Origin of the sequence: Qipengyuania pacifica, assembly GCF_019711555.1 — a bacterium.
Classification (GTDB): domain Bacteria; phylum Pseudomonadota; class Alphaproteobacteria; order Sphingomonadales; family Sphingomonadaceae; genus Qipengyuania; species Qipengyuania pacifica.
In genome coordinates this window covers 319,340-346,083 of sequence record NZ_JAIGNQ010000004.1, presented here as the reverse complement: position 1 = coordinate 346,083, position 26,744 = coordinate 319,340, and the positions used below count along the sequence as shown (strand labels likewise).

The window sequence follows — 26,744 nt, the reverse complement described above, 5'->3', positions numbered from 1 at the left end:
GAAGCGTAACCGGCGCAAAGTGTTACAATCGCGCCGAACGGGTCACAAACCAGTCACATGAGTGCGCCATCGCATCCCCGACAGGGTGGGATGAAAACCGCGTGCGCACGATCAATATTTTCCTGACCGATCCGATTGCAGGGGAGCTCCCCGATTTCGAGAATGGCGAAATGCGCTATGCTTTCGCCCGTCTGTATTCCGATGGCCCGAGACGGCTGGTCGAAGGGCCGGTGTGTGCTTTCGTCGACTGGGTGATGGAAGACCTTTCGGGTCTGGAGATGTGTCGCCGTCTGCGCGGAGACCCGCGTCTCGACGAAGCGCATATCACCATCGTGCTCGAACAGGATGATGCAGACGACAAACGCCGCGCTCTGCGCGCCGGGGCGGACGATTATCTGGTCGGCCCGGTCGATCGCACAACGATCCTGGACCGGGTCATGGCGTTGCAGGGCGGTATCGGGCAGCCGCGGATCAACGAACGGCTGGAACTGGGCGCGCTGCTGGTCGATCTTGCGGCCCTGCAGGCGCGCTGGGCGGGACAACCACTGAACCTGCGGCCGAACGAATTCCGCCTGCTGCATTTCTTCGCCCAGCATCCCGACCGCGTGCTGACCCGCTCCGATCTGATCGAAGCCCTCGGCAAACAGGAACCGCCGATCGACGAGCGCACCGTGGACGTCTGGATCGGTCGCCTGCGCCGCGCCCTGCGGATCGTCGGGGCAGGCGAGCGGGTACGCACCGTCCGTTCGCTGGGCTATGTTTACGACAGCTACGAATGAAGCGGGCTGGTGAGCCAGCGACGTGAGGCATTTCCGGAGCGACGACGGGAAGACTGCCCGCCGACTGCGCTTTGAAGAACCAGCTTTGACCGATTAAATTCCAATTGCCACTTTAACGTTCTTACCTGCGCGGCGCACGAAAACGCTGGTCGCCGGACCGATCTGCTGGACGTCCAGATCGACGCTCGCTTCGCCGCAGGCCAGCCCGTCGAGCGACAGGTTGGACAAAAAGGCGGGCAGGCTCGGCTTGTCGAACCGGACTGCGTCAGGCGCGCAAACGTTAAGCCCGAGTGCCGCCTGGATCATGTACATCGGCGCGCCGCTTGCCCAGGCCTGCGGTGCGCAAGCCACGGGGTAGAGCGTGGGTCCGCGGCCATGGCGGCGACCGAAGCCGCAGAACAGTTCGGGAAAGCGCTGCTGGTCGAAATAGAAGGTCGCTTCGAACAGGGCACCGAAGACCCTGGCTACCGCATCCTGCAAGCCGTAACGCGAAAAACCCGCCGCGATCAGGGCGTTGTCATGCGGCCAGATCGAACCGTTGTGATAACTTATCGGATTATAGCGGCTTTCCCCGCGCGCGAGCGTCCTGATGCCCCAACCGGAGAAGCAATCAGGCTCCAGCAGGCGCGCCGCCACCGCTTCCGCGTGGCGCTGCGTGGCAATGCCGGTCAGGAGAGCATGGCCCGCGTTGGAGGAAACGACGCGGCATGGTTGCTTGTCGCCATCGAGCGCAAGGATATAGCATCCAAGCTCCTCATCGAAAAATGTGGCATTGAAGCGTTGCTTCAGATCGGCGGCTTTTGCGCGCCACTCCCTTGCCGCCGCACGATCGCCACGGGCCTTCGAGATATCGGCCATGGCCCGCCAGGCGCCATAGACATAGGCCTGCATTTCCACGAGCGCGATGGGCCCTTCGGCCAGCCTTCCATCGGCATGAGAGATCGCATCGTGGCTGTCCTTCCAGCCCTGGTTGCGCAAGCCATTCTGGTTTCGACGGCCATATTCGAAGAAGCCGTCACCATCGCGATCGCCTGCATTTTCGATCCATGCGCAAGCTGCCTCGAGGTGGGGCCACAGCGTTTCAATGCTTTCCCTGTCGCCCGTGCGGCGGAAATACTCGCCCGCAAGGAAGATGAACAAGGGGGTGGAATCGACGCTGCCGTAATAATGGCGAAAGGGAACTTCGCCGGTATTGGCCATTTCGTTGAGCCTTGTTTCGTGGAGGATTTTACCTGGCTCTGCATCGGCTGCCGGGTCATCTGCAACTGCCTGCAATTCGGCCAGGCGGAGCAGGGTCCCGCGAGCCAGGGAAGGATCGTACCAGAGCATTTCCAGCGCGGTGACGAGGGAATCCCTCCCGAACAGGGTGCAATACCACGGAATGCCGGCATATGCCGCAGGACCCTGCGGCGTCTGGGTGGTCAGCGTCGTCACATCTGCGATGCTGCGCGCCATCATCGCATCGAAAGAGGTATTGGAAGATACGATCGTGGGACGTCCGACCAGCGCATCGCGGCGCCCCCGGCGCAGTGCCCGGTAACCTTCGAGATATGCGCGCGTGGGATTTTCGTTCTCATGGTCGGTAAAGGCGATCTGGGTGTAGAAAACCTTCCGCTCGCCCGGAGCAAGGCTCACATCGAAACGCACCTTGTGGTCGCTGATGAAATCCGGCTTCGGAGCGAAACTGATAGCGGTCCGACGCTCGATATCGTCGAGCCCGGTATAACGATATTCGACCCCATCCGGGGTGCAGCGGGGTTGGGCATGGGTTCCGCGCCGCTCGCGCTTGTCGCCGCGCACTTCGAACATGTCGCGAAAATCCGCGCCCAGGGTCAGTTCGATGCTGAAACTGTGCGCACACTGGTCAAAGTTTCGTACCGAAAGCCGTTCGAACGCGCTGCCTTCGTGCAGAAACTTGACCCGCCCGAAATGCAGGACGTCATTGGGTATGCGTTGGCAGGTTCGGTTGGTCAGGCTGGAATTGGTCAGATCGACGATCAGGGCGTCGACCCGGTCATCCAGCGCCGATCCCAGAAGCATGGGATAGGTGCCGCAGATAGTGAGGCGCCAGAAAGAAAGTTGCCGCGTATCGCGAAAGTAGACCCCTTCGGGCGTGGCTTCGGCCCCGACAACGTCGCCGTGGGTATCGAATAGCGCGAAGGAATCGCCGTGCTTGACGGCACGAAGCTCCTGTTCCTGAATCGACGTCGATGATTGCACCTGGTGCTGCCCATCGAGAACGACCGTACCGTTTTCTAACAAGATTTGCCTGCCCTCCTGTTCATTTCAGGCAGCGGTATCGAGCGCTGGCGGCGGTGCTGCGCGGAAGGAACCCTGACGCAGCGCATCCGGAAAGACATCGACGGTATCGATGGCGCGTGAATTCTGGTGCCTGGCGATCTGCTGTTCGAACATGTGCACGTAATCGTCGGCCATGCGGCGGACCGTGAAGCGTCGTTCGAAATAGTCCCGAACCTTCGCCCGGTCGAAACCGAACACCTCGTCCACGGCTGCAACGGCATCATCCATCGTGTCGACGATCCGGCCGCTCACCTTGTCCTGCATCACTTCGGGCACCGAGCCGTTTCTCCAGGCGATAACGGGCGTGCCGCAGGACATGGCTTCGATCATCACCAGACCGAAGGGTTCGGGCCAGTCGATCGGGAACAGCAGCGCGCCTGCGCCGCCCAGCAATTCTGCCTTCTGCGCTTCGTTCACTTCGCCGATATACTCGATGTTGTCGTGCGCTTCGACCAGAGGGCGGATTTCCGCGTCCCAATAGGCCTGATCCACCGCGTCGATCTTGGCCGCCATCTTGAGCGGCCGACCGCTTCGCACCGCTATCTCGATCGCCCGATCTGGTCGCTTTTCCGGCGAAATTCGACCGAGGAATACCAGATAGTCGCCGCCGTCCTTGTCGTAGGGCAGCATCTGGTCGGGGAGACCGTGATAGACGGTGTCGATCCAGTTTACCGGGGGCATCGGCATGCGCTGGTTCTGCGAGATGGAAACGAGAGGAACCTGCGAGAATGTACGATAGCAGGTCTGCAGGTCGGGAATATCCAGCCGCCCATGCAACGTCGTGACCGTCGGCGTGTCCCAGGTGAGGATGGCGGGATAGTGAAACAGGTCGATGTGAAAATGCACGATGTCGAAATCGCTGAGCCGCCGCCGCACGCGCTCCACCATGCTGAGATGATGCGGCACGAGGTTCTGCGCGCCGTCGACCAGCCTGAGCGCCTGAGGAACGCACGGCACCAGCTCGGCGCTGGTCCGGGAATCGCCCGAGGCGAAAAGGGTGACATCATGCCCCATGCTGACCAGTTCTTCGGTCAGGAAGTGCACGATCCTTTCGGTTCCACCGTATAATTTTGGGGGGCAACTTTCCGCAAGCGGAGCGATTTGGGCTATGCGCATGAAGACCCTTTCAAAGCGTCACAGTCCAAACGGAAATCCGGGCATTCTAGCTCGCGGCTCCCGGCTTTTAGCGATAGAAGGGGCGGAGGGTGCGACGGAAGGAATGTTGCCCGTCATGTACTTGGGCGTAGCTTTGGTTTTATAGCCGGTGCCAGACCTTTACAGGTAAATACTGATACGGGCGGCGATAGGCCTGCATCTGGGTTATCAGTACTTTATGATCGCGTCTTGCAATGCCGGCGATCTTACGCAAATTTATCCGCTGGCGCGGGGGAGCGCGCCATTGATCGTGGCGCTGGTTTCGGTGGCGCTGCTGGGTGTCAGCCTGCAGCCGGTCGGGCTAGGCGCAAACGCGCTGATCGGAAAGAAGGACGCGGTTACGACCCGGGACGATCGACTTGAGGATGGCGAGGGGCCGCCCGAAGCGGCCCCCGGCCTAGTTTTCGCAGAAGCTTAGAATTCAGCCGATAGCGAGACTGCGAAGTTGCGGCCCACGCGGTAGCTGTTGTTCTCGATCCGGGCGTCGCCGGCCGTCTGGTATTCGAAATGATCGCGTCCCGTCAGGTTGCGCGCTTCGAGTTTCAGTTCCAGCTCGGCGCCTGCCAGCTGGAAACCCTGCCGAGCGACGAGGTCGATCGTCAGGCCCGGGTCTTCGATGATGTCCGGACGCGAGAGGGTGCTGCGGCTGATCACGCGCTTGCTGCCGTAATTGAACAGGACGGTAAGCTGGCTGACGCGGTCGAGATCCTCGAGGCCGAGCTGCACATTGGCGATGTAATCGGACTGGCCGGTCAGCGCCGTGCCGTCTTCGAAGAAGTTCGACGCCGGCTGAAGCCCGCCGAGTTCCGGGATGTTGACGAGATCGCCATCCTGAACGCTAATGTCGGATTTGGTGTAGGTGTAGTTGGCGATGGCGACGAAGCGCTTGCTGTCCCACCATTCGCCGAGGTCGTAGAGGTCCTTGTTCCACTGCAATTCGACCTCGGCACCGTAGAGCTTGGCCGACGGGGCGTTGGCGAAGCGGCTGACGACCGCGTTGTCGTTGAAGCTCGAAAAGATTTCGATCGGGTTCTCGATATCCTTGTAGAAGCCTGCCACGCTGGCCCGGCTGTTCGATCCCCAATAATGTTCGAGGCGGGCTTCGTAATTGGTGAGCCGACTGTCGATCAGGCCGGGGTTACCGGTGAACTGCCGGTTCGTTTCCGGATCGTAATAGGTTTGCAGGATCAGTTCGCGGAACTGCGGGCGGGCAATGGTCTTCGACGCGTTGAGGCGCAGCTGGACGCTATCCATCACTTCCCATGTCAGCGTGGCGCCTGGGAGGAAGTAATCGTTGTTCAGCAGTGTGGCATTGGCCGAGCCGTTCGGACGCCCGTCGAGCCCGAGCGGTATGACTTCCTGCGTGGCGTCTTCATAGCGGATGCCAAGGTCGAGGGACAGGGCATCGGATTGCGTCAGATTGGCCTGCACGTACCCCGCCTTGATCTCCAGCCCGGCGGAAAAGGCCGGGTCGGATGCGGTCGTGTCGATGATCTGATAGCCGAAGGGGCCGATGCCGCCAGCAGCCTGCGCCGCCGTATCGTAGCCGAGATTGATCAGGGCATCGCCAAGCAGATTGTCGGGGCGGAATGCGCCGAAAACGAGCGGATATGCGCCCGTGGCGCGGATATCGAATTCCCGGCGGCGCGAGAGGCGGGTCGTGTCGGTATAGGCACCGCCAACCGTCAGCGTAACCCAGTCGGCGAACTGATAGCTGAGATCGAGACCGCCGTAATAGAGATCTTCAGTCAGATCGGAAAAGGCCACCGTGGTGCGCCCGCGCTGACCACCGTTCTGGAGGTTAAGATAGATTTCGTCGAGCTGGGTCGTGGGGGTAAGGTCGCGGGTATAGACGAATTCCCATTCATTGGGCGCTTCGCGCTGCGTTTGCGCATAACCGGCCCGCAGATCGACCGAAAGATCGCCGAATTCGAGTTCACCGACAAACTGCGTATCGAACAGCTGGCGTTCGTACCAGCCGGTATTCTGGAACAGGTCGTCATCATCGTCGGTCAGATCGTTGATCTGTGCCAGCGATGCGCGCTTGAGCGAGTCCCGGATAAAGAGATTTGTCAGGCGGAACCGGTGCTCGCCCACCTCGAGACCGAGGCCGAGCATCGCATTTGCGAGAATGCGCTGGTCGGTCTGGAACTGCGTGCCGTCCTGATCGAGATCGAGCGCGCCGTTCACCGCGACCTGGCGGGTGATGAAGCGGTTGCGCCATTTGTTGCTGAGCGAGGCGGTGGCGATGATGCCGAACCGTCCGTCGGCAAAAACGTCGAAGCTCGTGCCTGCCGTGATGCCCGCCGACCAGTTGACCGGCAGTTCATCGGTGCTCTGGAGGAGGATCTGATTGGGATCGCCCAGTTCGAGCAGGATCGCCTGCTGATCGACCTGCGGGTCGGTAATCTGGAGGCCACTGTTAAGGAAGGACTGCAGGTTGGGACCAGGTTCGCGGCGACCGTCGTCGAAACCGAACCAGTCATAATCCGAGCCGTAATAGCTGTATCCGGTCCCAAATGTGGTTTCGGTGTCGCCGGAGATGCCGGCGCTGACCTTGACGAAGCTTTCGTCCGGTACCGCGCGGGTCGTGAGATTGATCACGCCGCCGCCGAATTCGCCCGGGAAGTTGGCCGAGTAGGTTTTCTGCACGAGGCTGGACGCGATGACGCTGGTCGGGAAGATGTCGAGCGGGACGACACGGCTCAGCGGCTGCGGCGAGGGCAGGGGAAGACCATTGAGCAGGGCGAGCGAATAACGATCGCCAAGGCCGCGAACGAAGACGAGACCGTTCCCCACGGTGGAAAGACCTGTCACGCGGGTAAGGGCGCCCGCAATGTCGCCTTCGCCGGAGCGGGCGATGCTGGCACTGTCGAGCACGGACACGACCTGCGAGGACGCGCGGGTGACGTCCTGCCTGCGGCGACCGGTAACAACGATAGAACCGCCGGGCACCGAAATATCGGGTTCTTCGAACTCTTCTTCCTGCGGCGTGTTGTCGATGCCCTGGGCTTGCTGTGCCTGAAGGGCATCGGTAGCGGCATCTTCATCTGCGGGTACGCCTTCGGCACCGGTGCCGACACCCGCATCCTGAGCGAATGCCGCTGCGGGCAGGGTGAGCGCGGTGGTGAACAGGAGCAGCGCAGTAAGCTGCTTGCCGGTCGACATGGTTCGAGACCCCCTCATATTCAGGCCTTTGAAACTGGAGTGGGCGAAGCGATCGCCCCACTTGAAAAGCGTAGGCGGCCGGGGACGCTCAAATGCGTTTGCCCGGCCGCCATGTGTTCAGATCAGTAGATCGGCAGGCTGGTGCAATCGGACACCGCGGTGTCGAAGGTCACCGTTGCCGAGTTGCAGGTCCACCCCTGGAACCAGGTGTCGTTACCGGGATAAACGGCGCCGATATTGGTCGGAAGCGTGAAGAAGGAACCAAGCGAAGTCGGATCGAATACCGCAACACCGTTTTCGTTCGCGCCGTTGATGAAGGTCATCGACAGCGTGTTGGTGAAGCCCGCATTGTTGTTCGAACCGGCATTGAAGCGGGTCTGAACGTCTGCTGCGGTGACACCGCCAGATCCGGAGCGGAAATCCGTTGCGCAGTCGAGGACGAACGAATTGAAGACGACCGGGCCGGCTTCGTCGATGCCAGCATTGGCAGCGCGGTTGAGCGTTTCGGGGTTGTCGACCCGCAGGCACGGCGTGTTGCCCGACTGATCGATGAGAACCGAGTTGACGATGGTATAATCGGCAAAGCCGCGAATGCGAATGGCCTGATCGCCAACACCGCTGTTGGCAATGAAGGTCGCGTTCGAGATCTTCACATTCTGACGCGGTGTGTCTTCTTCGAGGCCATTGGAGGAGTCCGCTTCGATGATCGTGTCACCGAATCCAGGGCGCTGGATGGCGATCACGTTCTGCATATTGGCCTTCACGCCGGTGTCGGTGTCGAGGCTGTCGTCTTCCGCGCCGACGACGATCAGGTTCGAAACATTCATAACGCCGCCGAAGAATTCGACACCGTCGTCCGAGCTGTTGTAGCTCATGATGTTATTGAGCGTGGTTCCGGAGCCGACGCCGCCGGTCGTAAGCGACTGCAATTCATTATCGCCGGACAAAACGAAGCCGGAATAACGGATTTGGACAAAGGTCAGGCTTCCCGAACTGTCATTGGTAGTTGCACCGCCGAATAAAGCGGGTTGTGCCGCACCTTCGACCTGGCGTTCGCAGGCTGTGGTCCCGGGAGTGGCGCCTGGAGCGATACAATCGGTCACCGGTGCGCGACCAGAAAGAACGACGCCGCCCCACTGACCGGAAGCATTGGCCGCGTTCAAACCCTGTACGTTGTCGCGGCTGGTGAAGATGATGGGCCGCTCGGCAGTACCATTCGCCTGGATGGTGTTTCCGCGATTGACGTTGAGCCAGCCAGCAGAGGACGAGAATAGAATGGCGCCCGGCTCGATGGTCAACTCGACTTCAGTATCCGCACCGGTAGCCACCGGGCCACCGTCGGTACCGACATCAACGCGACCGTTTATACGATAAAGCAGACCTTCGATGTACGGCAACGTCGAAGATGCGGCAAAAACGGCGGGCAGAGTACACACACGATATTCGCCAGTCGGACCAGAAATCGTGCCACTATCGGTGAGGCCGACAGGGTCCGAAATGGTGGGGCAACCTGCAGCAGCGGTTACCGTGCCCGAGGTCGGGGCCGGCGTCGGTGCCGGGGTGGGCGCAGGCGTGGCAGGTGGGTTGATGATGATGTCACCGCCAGTGCCGGGCGAGACGATTTCGTCGGCGCCGCAGCTGGCCAGAGCCAGAGCCGAGCAGCCGAGTACGAGCGAACGGTGAAGATTTGTCACGGGTAGCGGTCCCCTCAAAAACCGGAAGAATCGAGTTGCGAACTCTTGATCGCGACTCGTCCGCTACGGACGCTGTGTGACAGTTTGTGTCGGTAGATGACCGTTATGTTGCAGTTTCAACAGATAATGCGAAGCATCGGAGCGCGCTGTGAAAATCCCGCGGTTGCCGCGATGATTGCAGAAATATGACAATGTTACAGTTTTGTTGCGATTGTCCATGCGGTGAGGCATTCCTGCTCTGGCAAAGAGAGTAGGGAGAGCTGTCATGGCAATTATCACGAGCATTGCGCTGGCCCTTTTAGCGCAGGGCCCTGTCGAAGCCGTCGCAGGCCCGCAGGCCGATTACGATGTCGGGTATGAAGAGCTGGTTTCGAACGAGAATGCCGCTGCCCGCAAAGCTATCGAGAACTGCGATGAGCTGGCAGAAAACGATCCGGCCCGGTTGATTAATCATGGCATCGCGCTTGCGCGGACAGGGGAATACGACGCCGCGCGGGCAGAGTTTAAAACCGCCGCCATGGCCCGCGACAGTGTCGAACTGCAGACCGCTGGCGGTGCCTGGGTCGATTCGCGCCATCTCGCGCGCAAGGCGCTGGCCATGCTCGATAAAGGCGAGTTCGCCCGTTATTACGCCCTGTCGTTACGCTAACTTTTACAGAAGCCGAAAAGCTGTTTAGGCCCGGGCTCCGGGGAGCACGGGCCTTTATTCTTTCGTCCCGTCGACACAATCCCGGATATTCAGTTTTGTGTCACTCGCCTGTCATGTAGTATGCGCATGGGGGCCGGACGGAGGGTGCAATGATTCTAGCACGCTTGGCGCTGGTGACAGGTTTGTCCTGCGCGGCGCTGATCGCTTTCCCGGTGAAGGCGGATGTCATGGAGATTAACGCGGACGGAGCGCGCTGGGTAACCGGCGGAAGCACCGCGCTTCCTGCTGCGCCAATCGAACTCATCTCTGCGGATCCCATTTCAGAAGTCCCGGCCGATCTTTTCGTTCCCGATATTGCGGTGGCCGATCCCGGCGAGCATGCGCGCCTTGTTCCCCAAGGTTATCAGGCCAAGGTCGCCGAACTTGCAGCGCGCTTCGATCTCAGCCCGACACTGATAGAAGCTCTCGTCTGGCAGGAAAGCCGCTGGCGTGCGAATGCGGTGTCGCCTGTCGGCGCGCGCGGGCTTGCGCAATTGATGCCGGGCACTGCACGCGACCTGGGCGTCGACCCGAACGATCCGTTCGCCAATCTCGAAGGTGGGGCGCGTTACCTGCGCGAACAACTAGACCGGTTCGACGGCGATCTGGAAAAGGCACTGGCGGCCTATAATGCCGGACCCGGACGCGTTATCCGCGCCAACGGCATTCCGCGCATTCGCGAAACCCAGCATTATGTGGCGGCCATCATGGGCCGTCTTTCTGACCACTCACGGGAGTAGTTACTTGAGTCGCAAGTTTATCGTTCCGGCAGCTCTTGCCGCTCTGTTGACGCCGAGTGCAGCGTTTGCACAGGCTGCCGATCCGGCCGGATCGGGCCCGATCGTGGCAGCACTCGGCTGGTTGCAGGGCACTTTGCTCGGCAATGTCGCTACGGCCGTGGCAGTCATGGCTGTTGCTGCCGTCGGCTTCATGATGCTGACCGGCCGCCTCAATTGGCGTTTCGGCGCCACCGTCATCATCGGCGTCTTCATCCTGTTCGGTGCAGCGTCGATTGTCGCCGGTATTCAGGGCGCGGCCAGCTAGGATGACCGCGCTCGTCCGCCATCCCGTTCACCGCGCGTTGACGCGCCCGCAGATGTTTGCGGGCGTGACGTACAACTATTTCATCATCAACGGGATGGTGACGACCGAAGCTTTTCTGATCACCGGCAGCTGGCTTGCGCTGCTGGTCTTCGCTGTGATGCATGGCATCGGCTATTTCGCCTGCCTGCGCGAACCGCGTATTTTCGACCTCTGGATCACAAAGGTCAGCAAATGCCCGCGGGTGAAGAATTACAAGCGCTGGGGGTGCAATTCCTATGCCGCGTAACGACAAATGGAAGGGCGCCGCTGCCTGGAGCGCAAAGGAAGCGCGAGCCGGCGACCGTCTGCCCTATGTTCGCCTGATCGACGAAAACACGCTGCTGTTGCGCGACGGATCGGTCATGACCGCGATCCAGGTTCCGGGCCTACTGTTCGAGACAGAGGACAGTGAAGCGCTGAACGCGCATGCCGCCACACGCGAGGTCGTATTGCGTTCGACCCTCGATGCGCGGTTCGTATTGTACCACCACGTCATCCGTCGCCGCGTGTCCGTTGAACTTGAAGCTGAATTTCCCGATCCGATCAGTCGTCATATCGATGAACGCTGGAGCGAGCGGCTCGGTTCGGGACAGCTGTTCGTGAACGATCAGTTCATTACGCTCATCCGTCGTCCTGCCCGCGGCAAGGCGGGGCTTGTGGAACGGGTCGGCAAGAAATTTCGCCGCAAGGATGGCGATAGGCTGGAGGCCGATCCCAAGGATCTGCGAAGCCTGCGCGCTGCGTCGCAAGGTCTGGTCGCCGCATTGCAGGCGTATGGCGCAACACCGCTGGCCGATTACGTCGGGCCGCAGGGCAATATCAATTCGGAAATGCTCGAGCTGCTGAGCGCGCTGTATAATGGCGAGATGCGCCCGGTGCGCAAACCGGCGGATGATGTCGATGTCGGGTACATGCTGCCATACCGCCGCGTCAGCTTCGGTCTTGATGCGATCGAGATGCGCGGATCCGGTTCGCCCGACTTCGCTGCAGTGCTGGGGCTCAAGGATTATCCCGAAGCGACGAGCCCGGGTCTGCTCGACAGCCTGTTGCGCTTGCCGTTCGAAATGGTGGTGAGTGAAAGCTATGCCCCGACCGAACGGCAGACTGCCCGCGAACGCATGGATCTGGCCATTCGCCGATTGAAGAGTGCGGATGAAGAAGCGGCTGCGGAACGAGCCGATATGCTGGCTGCGCGCGATGCGCTTGGCAATGGCGCGGTCGGGTTTGGCGACCATCACCTCACCGTCATGGTCAAGGAACGCGATCTCGGTCGACTGGACGATGCCATGGCAGCCTGCGCCGCGGCTCTTGCCGATACCGGCGCGATCGCCGTACGCGAGGACACCAATCTCGAACCCGCCTTCTGGGGGCAGTTCCCGGGCAACGAGAGCTATCTCGTCCGCCGCGCGCTTATATCCAGCGCCAATATGGCGAGCTTTGGCAGCATGCATGGCTTTGCTCTCGGTCAGGCGCAGGGCAACCATTGGGGCGAAGCCGTAACGCTGCTGGAAACGACCAGCGCGACGCCGTTCTTCTTCAACTTCCACCACGGCGATCTGGGGAATTTTTCGGTCATCGGTCCTTCGGGGTCGGGCAAGACGGTGGTCATGAATTTCCTCGCTGCGCAGGCGCAGAAGTTCAGCCCGCGCACGATCCTGTTCGACAAGGATCGCGGCGCCGAACTGTTCGTGCGCGGTATTGGGGGCCGGTACGACAGCATTCGTGCCGGAGAACCGACCGGCTTCAATCCTCTCGCTCTGCCGGACACGGCAGGCAACAAGGCTTTCCTGCGCGATTGGCTTGGCGTGCTGCTGAAGGCCGAAGGTCCCGAAGAGGAACAGACCATCGCCGCAGCGGTGGATGCCACCTATGCCAACGATGCGTCGCTGCGCCGCTTGCGTCACTTCAAGGAACTGCTTTCCGGCAGTCGTCGCCCGCAACCGGGCGATCTGGCGGATCGGCTGGGAGCCTGGATCGGCGAAGGCGAGCATGCCTGGATGTTCGACAATCCCGAAGACCGGCTGGATTTGACCGCCCGCGTTCTTGGTTTCGACATGACGGCGCTGCTCGAAAATCCGCGCCTGCGCACGCCCACCATGATGTACCTGTTCCACCGGATCGAGGAGCGGTTGGACGGCAAGCCGACCATGATCCTCATAGACGAAGGCTGGAAAGCGCTCGATGACGAAGTCTTTGCGGCACGCATCCGAGACTGGCTCAAGACGTTGCGCAAACGCAACGCGCTGGTCGGTTTCGCCACCCAATCGGCCCGGGACGCGCTGGAAAGCCGCATTTCAACCGCATTGGTCGAGCAGACCGCGACCATGGTGTTCATGCCCAACAGCCGCGCGCGGCCAGAGGATTATTGCGATGGCTTCGGCCTGACCGAACACGAGCTTGCTCTGATCCGTACGTTGCCGGCACACAGCCGCTGCTTCCTCGTTCGCCAGCCCGATGCGAGTGTGGTGGTCCGGCTCGACCTGTCGGGCGCGCCCGAAGTGCTGACACTGCTTTCAGGCCGCGAGAGTTCCGTCCGCCGGCTCGATCTGCTGCGCGAAGCGCTGGGCGATGCGCCGCGCGAATGGTTCCCTGCACTGACCGGCACGAAATGGCCGGGCGGGGCGAATGATCATGGAGATGCCGGGATCGAAGCCCTCGGTCTGGCCGCGGAATGAGCGCCAATTGCCAGCAGGCTGCCGAACAGGTCGGCAATGGCGTAGCCGCCGCGCTGCGCGGTGTGGATTGCGTGGCGGGCGAGGCAAGTGCCGCTGCGTTCAACCGATTGTTCGCTTCGGGTGGACAGCTGAGCATGGTGCTGACGCTCGTCCTTACCCTCTTCATTGCGCTCTTCGCATTCGCCCTGCTCACCGGGCGCGCCAATATCGGCGTGCGCTCGCTCGTCCCCCGCATGATGACGCTCGGCCTTGTGCTGACCTTCGCAACCAGCTGGATTGCGTACCAGAGCGTGGTCTGGAACCTTGCGGTGTTGACGCCGGACTATCTCGCAGGCCTTCTTACCGGAACCAGTGGCTCTGCCACCGATGTGTTCGCCCAGAAGATCGATGTGGTGTTCATCGCCATTCAGGAAGCAAGCGGGGGTAACGAGGACTTCTCCGCATTTTCGCCCGAAGGGATGATGTGGCTCGGTGCGATGCTGTTCATGCTGGGTACGGTCGGTCTGCTGGTAACAACCAAGATTGCACTCGGTGTCCTCGTCGCCTTGGGTCCGCTTTTCGTCGTGATGGCGCTGTTCAATGGCACCCGCGGTCTCTTCACGGGCTGGATAAAAGGGCTCACGATGTGCGCGCTGGCCCCGCTTTTTGCGGTGCTGGGCGGGAGCGTCATGCTCGAACTGGCTGTTCCCATCCTCGGTGCGTTGACGGCCACACCCGGGCAAGTCGATCCACAAGCAGCCATGGGCTTCTTCATGATCGGCGCTGTCCACGTAGCGTTGATGATACTGGTGCTGAAGGTCGCGGGGGCGATGGTGTCCGGCTGGACCGTTTTCGGGCTGGTATCCGAAAAGGACGATAAACCTTCGGTCGCCCAGCATTCACAAGCAGCCGCACCGAGCGCTGCCGCACTTGCCCAGGCACAGGCTGCCAATCAGGCCAGTTCGCAGGCCCGCAGGATAGACGTGTCCGCCGTCCCCACTGCCTATGCGGCGAACGATAGCGGGGCGTCCGGTGGCAGCGGAGGTTCTCGCGTTACCAAAGTTTACGCGACGTCTTCAGGATCCGGTCAGCAAGCGATCGCCAGCAAGGCCCGCGCGCGCGGTTCCGGCATCGGCAGCAGGTTCAAATCCGCCACACCAAAAGCCCTCGACCGTTCGATGGAGAAACACGCATGACCCGCGCGATCATTCCCGCGCTCGCTCTCGCTCTGATCGCCGCGCCCGTTGCGGCGCAGGATTCCCGCCTCGTCGAAGTGATGTATGACGAAGCAAAAGTGGTTCGGATCGATGGCCGCGTATCGGTGCAGGCGAGCATCATGTTCAACGATGACGAGGTCATCGAGAATGTTGCCATCGGCGACAGTGCGACATGGCAGGTAACCCCGAACAAGCGGGCCAACATCCTGTTTGTGAAGCCGCTCGAACCGCGTGCCTCGACCAATCTCACGGTCGTGACGAGCAAACGAACCTATCTTTTCGATCTTGTTGCCACCCCTAACGCAAAGCCGCTCTACCTCATGCGCTTCGCTTACCCGGACGAGCCCGAGGAAGAGCAAGTGCAGCTGGCCGCAGCTCCAAATGCCGTGGAGCAGCAGGCGGCGAATGACCCTTATGCTGTGGTTGATCCGGCAGATCTCAATTTCGCCTGGCGTGCTTCGGGCGATCCGGAGCTGCTGCCAGAGAACACCTATGACGACGGCACCGCGACATTCCTGACCTGGCCGGTTGGGAAAGACGTGCCGGCAATTCTGGTCGTCAACAGCAAAGGTGTCGAAGGCCCCGTCAACTTTACCGTTCGCGGCGATACCATCGTTGTCGACGGTGTTCCGCGCACGCTCGTTCTGCGAGCGGGCGAAGATAGTGCCCAGCTCACGAATACCGGGCCCGAACGGCCTGCAGCCACAGCGAGCGTCAGCCCAGCCCTCGCTTCGAAAGGGAAGTAACCGATGCGCCTTGCAATGCGATTGCCCGAAAAGAAGCCGGGCAACGAAAATATTGCCAACGATGTCGATCCGCGGGACGACACCGATGCAGAGATCATCGATCTTGCGCAGCGCAATTCGTTTCCTGCAGTCGCCCGGCCAGCGGGCAAATCCGATGCGCTCGGTCTCGTTGCAGGTATTGCAGTGGTAGCGGGCCTTGGCCTTGTCACGCTGTGGAGTATGAATTCCGCCCGTGTTGCCCCACCGGAAGGGATAGGCGGTCAGGCAGCGGCCGTGCAAGCGCCGCCTCTGCCCGCAGCAGCCCCTGCCGCAGCGACAAATCAGCCGAACGAGCAGCTTGCTGCCACACCGCGGCCCGACCCGGCACCTCAACCTGTGCTGGCAGCGCAGCCCGAACCCGGTCTGGCCAGCAATCCCTATTCCAATCCGACGGTTGTCTACGACGCGGGCAATTCCCCCGCTACTCTGGCGGCCGCGGAGCCGGCTGTCGCTGGCGAAACGGCGGCTGCGGGGACCTCAGGCGGTACGGCAAACGATTTCGCCAGCCGGATCGGCGGCGTTGGCGGGGCACCGGCCCAGGCCAGGGCCATGGTTAATCCAACGACAACCGTCACGCAGGGTACGCTGATCCCCGCTATCCTCGAAACCGCGATCGACACGAATGTGCCGGGATATGTCCGGGCGGTTGTCAGCCAGGATGTGCGCAGCTTCGATGGCACCAAAGTACTCGTACCGCGATCCAGCCGACTGATCGGCCAGTATCAATCGGGACTGCAGAACGGCCAGAGGCGCGCCTATGTCATCTGGACACGATTGATCCGTCCTGACGGGGCATCGGTCAATCTCGCCTCGCCGGCTGTAGGCTTTGACGGAACCACCGGCCTCGCCGGCAAGGTTTCGGGCGCCAGTTTTTTCAAACGCTTCGGTTCGGCAATGTTGCTGTCCGTCGTGGGGGGCGTGGGATCGCTGGCCACCGGCGGTGCTGCAGGCGTCCTGATCGGCGGCGCAAGTTCCTCCGCAGCGGCGACGGCGGCACAGCAGGACGGACAGCGTGGGCCGACCGTACGCGTCCGGCAGGGCGAACCCATTCGGATCTTCACAGCGCGCGATCTGGACTTCTCAGCGGTAAGCTGAGCCGGACACGATCGTGAGCGCCGATATCCATCCCTTCCATCCGGACGACAACCCGGAAGACGACGCGCCGCCCGTCGATCTGCACGGGGAACGGAGCGTCTATCTCGACGCTTACCTTGCGCCGTTCCGGGAATGGCTCGAACGGGATACGGTAACCGAAATCCTGGTGAACGGCCCGGGCGAGGTTTGGGTGGAAGATGCCAGTGTCGGGGGCATGCAGCGCATCGTTCGCCCCGAAATCGACGACCGGCTGATCCAGCGCCTTGCCGAACAGGTCGCCCGCGTCAGTCACCAGGGAATCAACCGCGAACACCCCCTGCTCGGCGCGACTCTGCCCGGCGGCGCGCGCGTACAGTTCTGCGGTCCGCCCGCGGCGCGCAAGCACTGGGCCATGGCGATCCGCCGCCACCGCCGCCTCGACCTGCCTCTCGATGCCTACGACACGGGGCCGCTTGCACCGTCGCAGCGGGGGCCCATGCCCGACGCGCAGGCCGAACCGATCGCCTTTCTGCGCGAAGCGATCCGGCAGCGCCGTACCATTCTGGTTTCGGGTGGCACGAGTACCGGCAAGACCACATTCCTCAACGCTATGCTGGGCGAAATCCCGAAACACGAGCGCGTGGTACTCGTGGAGGATACCCCGGAACTCAAATTGCCGGGCAAGAACGGTATCGGTCTGGTGGCCGTAAAGGGTGAACTGGGCGAAGCGAAGGTGACTGCCAACGAACTCCTTCAGGCTGCGCTGCGCCTTCGTCCCGACCGCATCGTTCTTGGCGAACTTCGCGGTGCCGAGAGCGTCAGCTTCCTGCGCGCGATCAACACCGGGCACCCGGGAAGCTTTTCGACCATTCACGCGAACAGTCTGCGCGGCGCGCTGGAGCAATTGTCGCTGATGGTCATGCAGACGGGAATCGGCCTCACTCGAAGCGATACGATCGCCTATTCGGCAAGTGTGATCGACGTGTTCGTACAGCTCGGTCGCGACGAAGCCGGCAGGCGCGGTATCACCCAGATAGCCGAAAGCGCGACGCTGGTCTGAAAAATCGGCCGCTGGCATCGTGCGGAATCAAGTATTCCGTAACGTAAGCGCATCGCCACTCCTAATCTCTAAAACAACACTCGACAAAAATATGTGGGCATTTACGCAATAATCGTGCGCAATCGCTTGCGTGCATACGAATGTGTGATAACTATGGGACCATAGGCCGCAATAGACGGCCATGTGGAGAGGAGAGGGTTTATGAGGGTAAGGGCTTCCCTGCTCGTGGGAATTTGCGCGAGCGCGATTTCGTTTCCGGCTTTCGCACAGGAAACACCAGATGACGATCTTGATAGCCGCCGTATCGGTCCGAATGTCATTATCGTAACCGCCCAGCGCCAAAATCAGTCGCTACAAGAAGTCCCCATCGCCGTCAGCGCCTTCGATGCCGAAGCTCTGGAAGCCCAGCAGATCGAGAACGCGAGCGACTTGCAGCTTACGCTGCCCAACGTCTCTTTCACGAAATCGAACTTTACCAGTTCGAGTTTTACCATTCGCGGTATCGGCGACCTTTGCGTTGGCGTTACCTGTGACAGCGCGACAGCCATCCACACCAATGGCTCGCCGCTCTTCGGTACCCGACTCTTCGAAACCGAATATTTCGATCTTGAGCGGGTTGAGGTGCTTCGCGGACCGCAGGGTACACTATTCGGCCGCAATGCTACCTCGGGCGTCGTAAACGTAGTCACCGCCAAGCCGGAACTCGGCACGTTCGCCGCGGCGGGCGACTTCGAATACGGAAATTACAACAGCATTAAAACCCGCGGCATGATCAATGTGCCGATCGGCGACACGCTCGCACTGCGAGCTGCCGGGTTCTATCTGAACCGGGACGGTTATACGACCAACCTTTACGATAACAGCGATATCGATGGGCGCGACATGTACGCGGTTCGCGGTTCATTGCGCTTCGAGCCGACCGCGTCGACCACTCTCGATCTGATGGCGTTCTATTTCCGTGAAAAGGACGACCGTCTGCGGATCCAGAAGCAGGCCTGCCAACGCGATCCGACAGGCGTGCTGGGCTGCCTCAACAATCGCCTTGATTTCGACAAGACTAACGCGAACTCTACACTCGCGACCGTACTGTCGTCGGTCGAACTCTTCCGCATTCAGGGCATTCCCGAAGCGCTTGCCCTTGGCAGCGTATACGGCACCGATGGTTATGCGAACTTCGACGAACCGAATGACGTTCGTACCGTGAACACATCCTTCGATCCTGAATACTTTGCCGATGAACTGCAGTTGCAGGGCCATCTTAGCCAAGGCTTCGGCTCGATGAACCTGTCGCTGACCGGCATCTATCAGGAAACGACGGTCGACTCGCGCCAGGATTACAACCTCGGCGTTCTCGACCGGTCGGGTTATGCTACCGGGCTAAATACGCTGGCGTTCTTCGCTGCCAATGGTCTGCCGACTGGCCTGCCGGCGCCGGCGCCTGCTTTCATCCCCGGCTCGAGCGCTTATTTTGCGCCAATCGCCGCAGCCCTCATTCCAAATGGTCCCAATGGTCAGCTGTGCACGTCGGACAATGACGATGGTAATCTGGGAGCTTACGAAGGCAATTCGATTTGCTCTGATGCGCCATTGGCATTCGACCGGTCAGTCCAGTACCAGACGGCGTGGTCTGGCGAAGCGATCCTGTCGAGCGATTTCGACGGGCCGTTCAACTTTCTTGTTGGCGGGATTTATGCGCAGACCGATGTTAGCGAGAACAGTTATTACGTAAACTCCTTTGGTCTCGATTATGCGACCGGGATACTCGGGACGTTTTCCGCCTTCGCGGCAGGTGCCCCGCCGTCCTACCTCGCCACGTCGATGTATCGCAACAATACGACCGACTTCAAACTGAAGAGCTTCGGGATCTTTGGTGAAGTCTATTTCGATATAACCGACAGCCTGACCCTTACCGGAGGTATTCGTTATAATGACGATACGAAGTCGGTATCGGCACGCACAACTCTTGCAAACTTCCTGAATCCGTTCGGGAATGGTGATCCGTTTACATCGCCCTTCGTCGGAAGCTTCGATGCCGATGCCGGGATGGACGGTAACCAGCTACTACAACAGCGCGACGTCAGTTTCGATGCGATTACCGGACGCGCGGTGCTCGATTATGCGATCTCGCCCGACAACAGCCTCTATTTCTCTTATTCGCGGGGGTATAAATCGGGTGGTATCAATCCGCCGCTCTCGCCGGTCTTTGCTGTGTCAGAAAGTTTCGGCTCGGAAAAGATCGACGCTTTCGAAATTGGCTCGAAGAACACCTTCCTCGATGGGGCGGCGCAGATCAATCTCACGGGCTTCTATTATAAGTACAAGGACCTGCAGCTCAGCCGTATCGTCGCTCGGACGTCCGTCAACGATACGATCGATGCCAACATCTGGGGGCTCGAACTCGAAAGCATTTTGCGCCCAAGTTACAATTGGGTGATCAACATGAACCTCAGCTACCTCAACGCGAAGGTGGCCGGTGACCAGTTCTTCAGCAATCCCCGCGATCCAGGGGGCGGCGATCCGCTGGCCGTCATCATCAAGGACATTTCAAACGGTTCGCTGTGTGCTGTGACGGGGGCGGGCGCCAATACGTTCGTTGGCCTGGTCAATGGCGGGCTCGGCCTTCAGGGGCCTGAACCATTTCCGGCAGATGGGGGCATCGCGTCCAACGGCGCGTTCAGCATCTGTAGTGTGCTGAGCGCTCAGGCTGCCAATCCAGCCTTCGCGGCGCTCGGACCCATCAATGTATTAAGCCCGGGCGTAGAGGTTAATCTGCGTGGAAACAGATTGCCGCAGGCGCCCGAATACAAGGCGTCGGTCGGGGTTCAATATACTGCTGAGTTCGGGGACGGCATGTCGCTCGTGCCGCGGTTCGACCTCGCGCTTACCGGCGAGCAGTTTGGCAATGTGTTCAACGGTCGGGTCAACCGCATCAAACCATTCGTCCAGTCGAATGCATCGATCCAGTTGAATGGAAGCGATAATGGCTGGTTCGTTCGCGGCTTCGTCCAGAACATCTTCAACAGCAATTCCGTCACCGGGCTGTATGTGACGGATGCTTCATCGGGTAATTTCACCAACATCTTTACGCTTGATCCGCGGCGCTACGGCATCGCGGTCGGCGCGAAGTTCTAAAACCACCCATAAATTGGGGGAGAGGGGAGGGGCGGCCTGCGGGTCGCCCCTTTTTCGTCGTTATGAGTTCCTTGAAGCAGAGAAAGGAGAAAAATCGGTGTCGGTATCGAAGACTTCCACGCCCTCTGCTTTTTTGAGAGAACCGACAACTGCATAGGTCACGGGAGTAAGCAGGGCTTCCCATGCTGTCTTGATGGCCCATTGGGACAGGACAACCTGCCACAGCAGTTCAACGGGCCAGCCCGCCAGACCCCAGAAAGCCAGGGGATAGAAGATCAGACTGTCGAGCCCCTGGCCGACTACGGTCGAGCCGATCGTGCGCATCCACAGGTGGCGACCGCGCGTCCAGATCTTCATTTTCGCGAGCACATAGCTGTTTGCGAACTCGCCAGCCCAGAAAGCGATCATGGATGCGAGAACGATCCGCCAACTGTTACCGAACACGAATTCATATGCCGCTTGCCCCGGCCAGCCAGCAGCGGGTGGCAATTGCACCACGACCCAGGCCATGAAGGCCATGAACAATAGCGCTGCAAAACCTGTCCAGATGACCCTGCGAGCGCGGGCATATCCGTATACCTCGGTGAGCACGTCGCCGATGATATAGCTGACCGGAAAGAACAGTACGCCGGCGCCGAACGACCATTCGCCAATGAAGGGAAGCGTTACATAACTCGGCTTCGAGGCGCCGATGAGGTTCGACAGCAGCAGGATCGTAACGAATGCCGCCATCACGAGGTCGTAATAGCGGAACTGCGTCTGGGACGAGGCCGATCGCGTTTTTTCCATGAAAGACGATTAGTGCCGATTGGCCCGGCGCGAAAGTAGCGTTATGGGGAACCGCGAGCGCGCCCGTAGTTCAACTGGATAGAGCACGAGCCTTCTAAGCTTGGAGTTGCAGGTTCGAGTCCTGCCGGGCGCGCCATTTGAAAAGGCACCCTTGTCGATTTCTGCCACTCTGGTGTGGCACCCGAAGGTCTTCGGCCGGTGCAGGCCGAAATCGGGTCAGGCTGGTTTGACGCCTCTGTCCGGGTAATCTTCCGGATCAGCCTTGCTCTGGTTCTTTAGAGCTTGCCGGTCTTCCTCTTTCAGTGCCGGGTTCTTGTCACTCTTTTCACGTTTGGGATGTCGTTCTTTTGCGCCACCCTCATCGGGATGCTTGCGATTATCCTGGCCCATGCCTCGCTCTCCACCTTGTCTATCTGCCCTCAACGCTAAAGCGGGCGCCAATCAGGGCGCCCGCTCAATGTCGCTCGTCAACGGCGGTGTCTGCTGGCAGCGCCGGTCGCCGGCTCCGACCCTCGTGACAGGTCCTTGCCGCCCGGTGTGTGTCCGCTTCGTTGGATCTGACCCTCGTCCGCGTCCTTGCGTGGATCCCGCGTCTCGCCTTCGTGCGGCCCCGTTCGTTCGGGCTCGCCCGGCACATTCGATTTCGTCTGTGTCACATTGCGGGAATCGTTGGGTTCATACTCGCCCATGATCTTTCCTTTCTCCGATTGCTCTCTAGCTGAAGAGCGATTGGGAAGTTGGTTAAGTTCCAATCAAACAGTCCGCGGCGGAGTTGGCACCCGGAACTGGGAGCATCCAATGCCAGAGGGTAGGCATAATTGCTTAGGCTGCCGCTAGGCCGCGCCTAACCAGCCGAGAGTATAGGGCAATCATGGCTTGGCTTTGGGATCGCACTCCGAAAGAGACCGAGAGGTCCCAGCGCAAGATGGTGTCCATGCCAGTCAAAATGCGATCCGGTGATGGATGGCAGGATATCCTGATTGTGAACGTGTCCGAAAGCGGATTGTTGCTGAAGGCCGAGATCACGCCGGCCTTGGGCGATTGCGTTGAGATCCGGCATCGCAGTCTTTCCATTCGCGGTGAGGTGGTGCGTACGGCGCATCGCCGCTTTGCAATCCATGCGTTCGAACCGATCGATCTCGACACTTTGCTGGCAAAGGCTGCAATCAGGGTGCGAAGTGACGGACGTTTTCTGGCGCCGGTAGAAGGCGATCCCTGGCACTGGCGCCGTAACCGTTGATCAATCGCATAGATTTTCTCCTGCGCAGTGCAGTCAGGCTCTGGGATTGCTGGGAGTAAGCACGGTTGGCAGCGGGAGTGCCGGTCGCCGAATCTGGCCACCCCAATCGTCAGCAATTCAATCCGGCAAGGCAGCCAATACGCGATCCGGTGTCATCGGATATTGGAAGAGCCGCGCGCCACATGCATTATATATTGCATTGGCGATCGCCGCCGCGCCCCCGCACATTCCAAGTTCGCCGATGCCTTTGGCTTGAATGGGGCTGGCAACGGGATCGCGTTCTTCCAGCATCAGGACATCTACATCCGGTACATCTCGATTTACGGGTACGTGGTATTCGGCCAGATCGCAGTTGACGAGATGTCCGTCGACAGGATCGAACAGCAGGGCTTCCGTCAATGCGACTCCGATGCTCCAGGTGATGCCGCCCAGGCACTGGGACCTCGCCGTTTTTTCGTTGAGTACGCGGCCGAAACCAAAGGCGCCGAGCATATGATCGACGCGTGTTTCTCCGGTAAAGCGGTTCACTCGAACCTTAGCGAAAAATGCGCCGAAGCCGGATGCGGTGTGGCTGTCCGCGATGTCGCCGGGTTCGTAATGACCGATTTCGCAGATGTCTTCGCCGTCCAGCAGTTCGACAAGCGATTTGCCTCCGACGACAGAGCCGTCACGCAGGTCCAGTTCGGTTTCGCTTGTTCCCGCTCGATGGGCGAGCTTTTCGCGCAGCGCTTCGCAGGCGACGTACACGGCCGATCCGATCGACGCCGCGCCCCAGCTACCGCCGGAACCCGGGCCTCGGGGATGATTTGTATCGCCGAGTTCTACCAACACTTTTTCGATCGGGATGCCGAGCATCTCGCCAGCAATCTGCGCCACGATCGTATAGGTACCCGTACCGATATCGGTCATATCGCTCTGGATCACGGCCGTCCCATCGCTCTTGAGGGTCACACGTGCCTTTGCTTCGCCGACATTATGGACGCGCGCCGCACTCGCCATGCCGGTGCCGATCCACCATTCGCCCTCGCGCTGCTGACGCGGTTTTCTGGGACCGCTGTCCCAGCCGAATTTTTCTGCTCCCTGCCGCAAACAATCGGCCAGCTTATGCGATGAAAAGGGCAGATCTTCTTCCGGGTTGCGATCCGGAATATTGCGCAGCCGCAGTTCGACAGGGTCCACACCCGACTTTTCGGCGAGCATGTCCATCGCCACTTCGAGAGCGGGCATGCCAACGGCTTCGCCCGGTGCACGGACCGAGCCAGCAGTCATTCGATGAATGCGGGCAACTTCGAGCTTCAGTTGCCGGTTCTCGCCGCCGTACAGAAAGTGCGATGATTGCAGCACGGGTTCGGCAAATTCCTCGCCCGGGAGATTGGACACCAGCGCACGATGCGCAAAGCCGTCGAGTTTCCCTTCCTCGTCACTTGCCAATCGTAGCTGCTGCGTCGTTTCGGAGCGGCGCATGATGCATTGAAATACCTGCTGGCGGCTCATTACCACGCGCACCGGGCGGCCGAGTTCGCGTGCAGCGATCGCTGCGGCAACGGTCTCTTCGCTGATGCCGAGTTTCGATCCGAAGCCACCACCGACATACCGGGATACGAGGCGGATATCGTTTTCTTCCATCCCCAGACTGTCGGCCAGTTCGGCGATATTGTAATTTGGCATTTGGAGAGATGCATGGACAGTGAGCTTATCGTCTCTCCATTCGGCGATGGCTGCATGTGGTTCCATGGCTGCGGACGCATGCCCCTCGGTCGCAATTTCCACATCGACCGTATGCGCGGCCCGAGCCATGGCGGCATCTAGATCGCCCTGATTGACGGTCTCGTCATCCTGCTCTTCTGGCGTAACCTGATGGGGATCGAGCGGCGCTCCTTCGTGGACGCGGTATTCCACCTTGAGATGCTTCGCCGCATCGCGCGCCTGTTCGAACGTTTCTGCAACCACTACCGCGATCGGCTGACCCCAATAGCAAACCGTTGCCGGGTCTTGTTTCGGCGCCTCGTTAGCCGTGCCTTGCGCTGCGCGAGTTGTAAGGCGCTCATCGTCTAGGACCGCCAGGACGCCGGGCATCGAAAGGACGCTGTCCTTGTCGATGGATGTGACTTCACCGCGGGTTATCGGCGCAGTGACCAGAACACCTTCGGCCACATTATCGATCTTGTATTCTGCCGCATACGGGGCGGTGCCGGTAACCTTGGCCAGACCGTCGACACGGGAAAGGGGTTGGCCGACGATACCCTGCTTCATCCCATCCAGCCGGTTCGACGTGACAGGTTCATCCTGCTTCAGATGCGCGCTCATATTTCGATCTCCGTCGCTTCTGCCATCACCGCGGCAAGGGTGCGGCGGGCAAGCGGTATCTTGAAGTCATTCTCGCCGTACCCGCGCGCGCCTTCGAGCAGCAGGTCGGCCGCCTTGTCGAACAGCGCAGCAGATGGCGCCTCGCCGACCAGAAGTTCGGACAGACGAGGGTCGTACCAAGGTTTGTGCGCCAGACCGCCAAAGGCAAGATCGGCTCGGGCGATGACGCCGTCCTCGACAGCCACGATGGCGGCGACCGACACCAAGGCGAAGGCGTAGGACGATCTCTCACGTACCTTGCGGTAGAGGTGTTTGGCCTTGACTGGACGAGGAAGGGTAACCGCCGTGATGATCTCGCCGCGTTCGAGTACGTTTTCCCGCCATGGGGTGTCACCAGGCAGCAGGTGGAAGTCGCGGACGGGAACGGAGCGCTCATCGCTATCTGGGCTTGCGATCTCCACTGTCGCATCGAGCGCGCTCAGGGCCACAGCCATGTCGCCCGGATAGGTCGCGATGCAGCTTGGGCTCGTGCCCAGAACGGCATGCAGATGGGCGATACCGTCGATGGCGCCGCAACCCGATCCCGGCTCGCGCTTGTTGCAGGGCTGATCGATATTGGTGAAATAATAACAGCGCGTGCGCTGACACAAATTACCGCCGGTCGTGGCGCGGTTGCGCAACTGCTGGGTTGCACCAGCCAGAATAGCGCGGGAAAGAACCGCATAGTCCGCGCGGACCCGGTCGTCATTGGCGGTCGCGGTATTGGTCGCCAGCGCGCCGATGCGCAGGCCGCCATCAGCGGTTTCCTGTATCTCGGTCATGCCGAGGCGATTGATGTCGACCAGTCTTTCGGGCGTTTCGACCTGGAGCTTCATCAGGTCGAGAAGGTTCGTCCCTCCGGCTACGGCGGTGGCTTCTTCGGCCGCGGTGAGTTCATGCGCGTGGGCGAGACTATCGGGACGCTGGAAGTCGAATGGTCTCATCAGGCGTCTCCCTGCGCGACTTCGCGGATGGCGGTGACGATATTAGCGTAGGCGCCGCAGCGGCAGAGGTTGCCGCTCATGCGTTCGCGGATTTCTTCGGGGCTCGCCTGCATTTCGCCGAGCAGGTCCTCGCTCGCATCGCTGGCGAAGCCGGCGGCGATTTCATCGAGCATCGCGGTGGCGGAACAGATCTGGCCCGGTGTGCAATAGCCGCATTGAAATCCATCATGTTCGACGAATGCGACCTGCAGGGGGGAGGGGGAGGTGGGGGTGCCGAGGCCTTCGATGGTGGTGACGCTGTCGCCATCGTGCATGGCGGCGAGGGTCAGGCAGCTGTTGATCCGCATGCCGTTGACGATGACGGTGCAGGCCCCGCACTGGCCATGGTCGCAGCCTTTCTTGGTGCCGGTAAGCCCTTCATTTTCGCGGAGAAAATCGAGAAGGGACACGCGAGGGTCGCTGGGGATCGGACGCTCGGTTCCGTTGACGGTGATGGTTTTGCTCACAAAGGGCCTCCTTGCTGACCTAACTGCGGTCGCGCGCGAAGGGTCCGGGAGCGAGCAAGAAACACCCCGAAAGCATGTCAATCATACGTATGATCAGGCTGCCGAACACCGCTGAAACGGCAGTGTCCG

At 60.5% G+C, this 26,744-nt stretch carries 23 protein-coding genes and 1 tRNA gene; 14 read left to right on the top strand and 10 right to left on the bottom strand.

The window, feature by feature from the left end; translation table 11 throughout:
* Positions 1 to 101: 101 nt before the first annotated feature.
* On the top strand, positions 102 to 779 hold the full coding sequence (locus K3177_RS14295; RefSeq protein ID WP_221598772.1) for a response regulator transcription factor: 678 nt from the start codon (positions 102 to 104) through the stop codon (positions 777 to 779).
* Positions 780 to 872: 93 nt separating this feature from the next.
* Here the strand turns inward: K3177_RS14295 and K3177_RS14290 are convergent, their stop codons facing one another.
* Both K3177_RS14290 and K3177_RS14285 read right to left on the bottom strand, forming a co-directional pair.
* On the bottom strand, positions 873 to 3,041 hold the full coding sequence (locus tag K3177_RS14290; RefSeq protein WP_221598771.1) for an amylo-alpha-1,6-glucosidase: 2,169 nt from the start codon (positions 3,039 to 3,041) through the stop codon (positions 873 to 875).
* A gap of 24 nt (positions 3,042 to 3,065) precedes the next feature.
* Positions 3,066 to 4,196: a glycosyltransferase family 4 protein gene (locus tag K3177_RS14285; protein ID WP_221598770.1), complete on the bottom strand. Its 1,131-nt coding sequence runs from the start codon at positions 4,194 to 4,196 to the stop codon at positions 3,066 to 3,068.
* 217 nt (positions 4,197 to 4,413) lie between these two features.
* Here K3177_RS14285 and K3177_RS14280 point away from each other — a divergent pair, with 217 nt between their 5' ends.
* Positions 4,414 to 4,653, top strand: coding sequence for a hypothetical protein (locus K3177_RS14280; RefSeq protein WP_221598769.1), 240 nt, complete (start codon positions 4,414 to 4,416; stop codon positions 4,651 to 4,653).
* Here the strand turns inward: K3177_RS14280 and K3177_RS14275 are convergent.
* Entirely contained in the window at positions 4,650 to 7,403 is a 2,754-nt protein-coding gene (locus K3177_RS14275) for a TonB-dependent receptor domain-containing protein (protein ID WP_221598768.1), read from the bottom strand. The genes K3177_RS14280 and K3177_RS14275 overlap by 4 nt on opposite strands.
* A 122-nt stretch (positions 7,404 to 7,525) precedes the next feature.
* A complete protein-coding gene (locus K3177_RS14270) occupies positions 7,526 to 9,097 on the bottom strand; it encodes a hypothetical protein (protein ID WP_221598767.1) in 1,572 nt (523 codons plus the stop codon).
* 265 nt (positions 9,098 to 9,362) lie between these two features.
* Here K3177_RS14270 and K3177_RS14265 point away from each other — a divergent pair, with 265 nt between their 5' ends.
* The 10 genes from K3177_RS14265 (at position 9,363) to K3177_RS14220 (ending at position 20,790) form a co-directional block, all read left to right on the top strand.
* Positions 9,363 to 9,746 (top strand): hypothetical protein, encoded by a 384-nt coding sequence (locus K3177_RS14265; protein ID WP_221598766.1) that lies wholly within the window; start codon positions 9,363 to 9,365, stop codon positions 9,744 to 9,746.
* 149 nt (positions 9,747 to 9,895) lie between these two features.
* Complete coding sequence (locus tag K3177_RS14260) at positions 9,896 to 10,525, top strand: lytic transglycosylase domain-containing protein (RefSeq protein WP_234036528.1); 630 nt, start codon at positions 9,896 to 9,898, stop codon at positions 10,523 to 10,525.
* A gap of 4 nt (positions 10,526 to 10,529) precedes the next feature.
* Positions 10,530 to 10,829, top strand: coding sequence for a TrbC/VirB2 family protein (locus K3177_RS14255; protein WP_196847837.1), 300 nt, complete (start codon positions 10,530 to 10,532; stop codon positions 10,827 to 10,829).
* Between the two features lies 1 nt (position 10,830).
* Positions 10,831 to 11,115: a VirB3 family type IV secretion system protein gene (locus tag K3177_RS14250; RefSeq protein WP_103024165.1), complete on the top strand. Its 285-nt coding sequence runs from the start codon at positions 10,831 to 10,833 to the stop codon at positions 11,113 to 11,115.
* Complete coding sequence (locus K3177_RS14245) at positions 11,105 to 13,543, top strand: VirB4 family type IV secretion/conjugal transfer ATPase (RefSeq protein WP_221598765.1); 2,439 nt, start codon at positions 11,105 to 11,107, stop codon at positions 13,541 to 13,543. Before K3177_RS14250 ends, K3177_RS14245 begins: the two co-directional genes overlap by 11 nt.
* Positions 13,540 to 14,718: a TrbL/VirB6 family protein gene (locus K3177_RS14240; RefSeq protein WP_221598764.1), complete on the top strand. Its 1,179-nt coding sequence runs from the start codon at positions 13,540 to 13,542 to the stop codon at positions 14,716 to 14,718. The genes K3177_RS14245 and K3177_RS14240 overlap by 4 nt, the downstream gene beginning before the upstream one ends.
* Complete coding sequence (locus K3177_RS14235) at positions 14,715 to 15,485, top strand: TrbG/VirB9 family P-type conjugative transfer protein (protein ID WP_221598763.1); 771 nt, start codon at positions 14,715 to 14,717, stop codon at positions 15,483 to 15,485. Before K3177_RS14240 ends, K3177_RS14235 begins: the two co-directional genes overlap by 4 nt.
* A 3-nt stretch (positions 15,486 to 15,488) precedes the next feature.
* Positions 15,489 to 16,619: a TrbI/VirB10 family protein gene (locus K3177_RS14230; protein WP_247714509.1), complete on the top strand. Its 1,131-nt coding sequence runs from the start codon at positions 15,489 to 15,491 to the stop codon at positions 16,617 to 16,619.
* Positions 16,620 to 16,632: 13 nt separating this feature from the next.
* Entirely contained in the window at positions 16,633 to 17,658 is a 1,026-nt protein-coding gene (gene virB11, locus K3177_RS14225; RefSeq protein WP_221598762.1) for a P-type DNA transfer ATPase VirB11, read from the top strand.
* Between the two features lie 201 nt (positions 17,659 to 17,859).
* On the top strand, positions 17,860 to 20,790 hold the full coding sequence (locus K3177_RS14220; RefSeq protein WP_221598761.1) for a TonB-dependent receptor: 2,931 nt from the start codon (positions 17,860 to 17,862) through the stop codon (positions 20,788 to 20,790).
* A gap of 60 nt (positions 20,791 to 20,850) precedes the next feature.
* Here K3177_RS14220 and K3177_RS14215 read toward each other — a convergent pair whose 3' ends face one another.
* Positions 20,851 to 21,579, bottom strand: a complete 729-nt coding sequence (locus K3177_RS14215) for a queuosine precursor transporter (RefSeq protein ID WP_221598760.1) — start codon at positions 21,577 to 21,579, stop codon at positions 20,851 to 20,853.
* Between the two features lie 59 nt (positions 21,580 to 21,638).
* On the opposite strand from K3177_RS14215, the gene K3177_RS14210 reads away from it, so the two are divergent.
* A tRNA-Arg gene (locus K3177_RS14210) sits at positions 21,639 to 21,715 on the top strand.
* An 80-nt stretch (positions 21,716 to 21,795) separates the two neighbouring features.
* Here K3177_RS14210 and K3177_RS14205 read toward each other — a convergent pair.
* Together K3177_RS14205 and K3177_RS14200 are read right to left on the bottom strand one after the other, a co-directional pair.
* Positions 21,796 to 21,969 (bottom strand): hypothetical protein, encoded by a 174-nt coding sequence (locus K3177_RS14205; RefSeq protein ID WP_221598759.1) that lies wholly within the window; start codon positions 21,967 to 21,969, stop codon positions 21,796 to 21,798.
* A 77-nt stretch (positions 21,970 to 22,046) separates the two neighbouring features.
* Positions 22,047 to 22,268 (bottom strand): hypothetical protein, encoded by a 222-nt coding sequence (locus K3177_RS14200; protein ID WP_221598758.1) that lies wholly within the window; start codon positions 22,266 to 22,268, stop codon positions 22,047 to 22,049.
* A gap of 182 nt (positions 22,269 to 22,450) precedes the next feature.
* On the opposite strand from K3177_RS14200, the gene K3177_RS14195 reads away from it, so the two are divergent.
* Entirely contained in the window at positions 22,451 to 22,819 is a 369-nt protein-coding gene (locus K3177_RS14195; protein WP_103024173.1) for a PilZ domain-containing protein, read from the top strand.
* Positions 22,820 to 22,936: 117 nt separating this feature from the next.
* On the opposite strand, the gene K3177_RS14190 is transcribed toward K3177_RS14195, so the two are convergent.
* Genes K3177_RS14190 through K3177_RS14180 form a run of 3 tightly spaced genes read right to left on the bottom strand, consistent with a single transcriptional unit; the run spans position 22,937 to position 26,615 of the window.
* Positions 22,937 to 25,126 (bottom strand): xanthine dehydrogenase family protein molybdopterin-binding subunit, encoded by a 2,190-nt coding sequence (locus K3177_RS14190; RefSeq protein WP_221598757.1) that lies wholly within the window; start codon positions 25,124 to 25,126, stop codon positions 22,937 to 22,939.
* Positions 25,123 to 26,109: an FAD binding domain-containing protein gene (locus tag K3177_RS14185; protein ID WP_221598756.1), complete on the bottom strand. Its 987-nt coding sequence runs from the start codon at positions 26,107 to 26,109 to the stop codon at positions 25,123 to 25,125. Before K3177_RS14185 ends, K3177_RS14190 begins: the two co-directional genes overlap by 4 nt.
* Positions 26,109 to 26,615 (bottom strand): 2Fe-2S iron-sulfur cluster-binding protein, encoded by a 507-nt coding sequence (locus tag K3177_RS14180; protein WP_196847847.1) that lies wholly within the window; start codon positions 26,613 to 26,615, stop codon positions 26,109 to 26,111. The genes K3177_RS14185 and K3177_RS14180 overlap by 1 nt, the downstream gene beginning before the upstream one ends.
* Positions 26,616 to 26,744 lie beyond the last annotated feature (129 nt).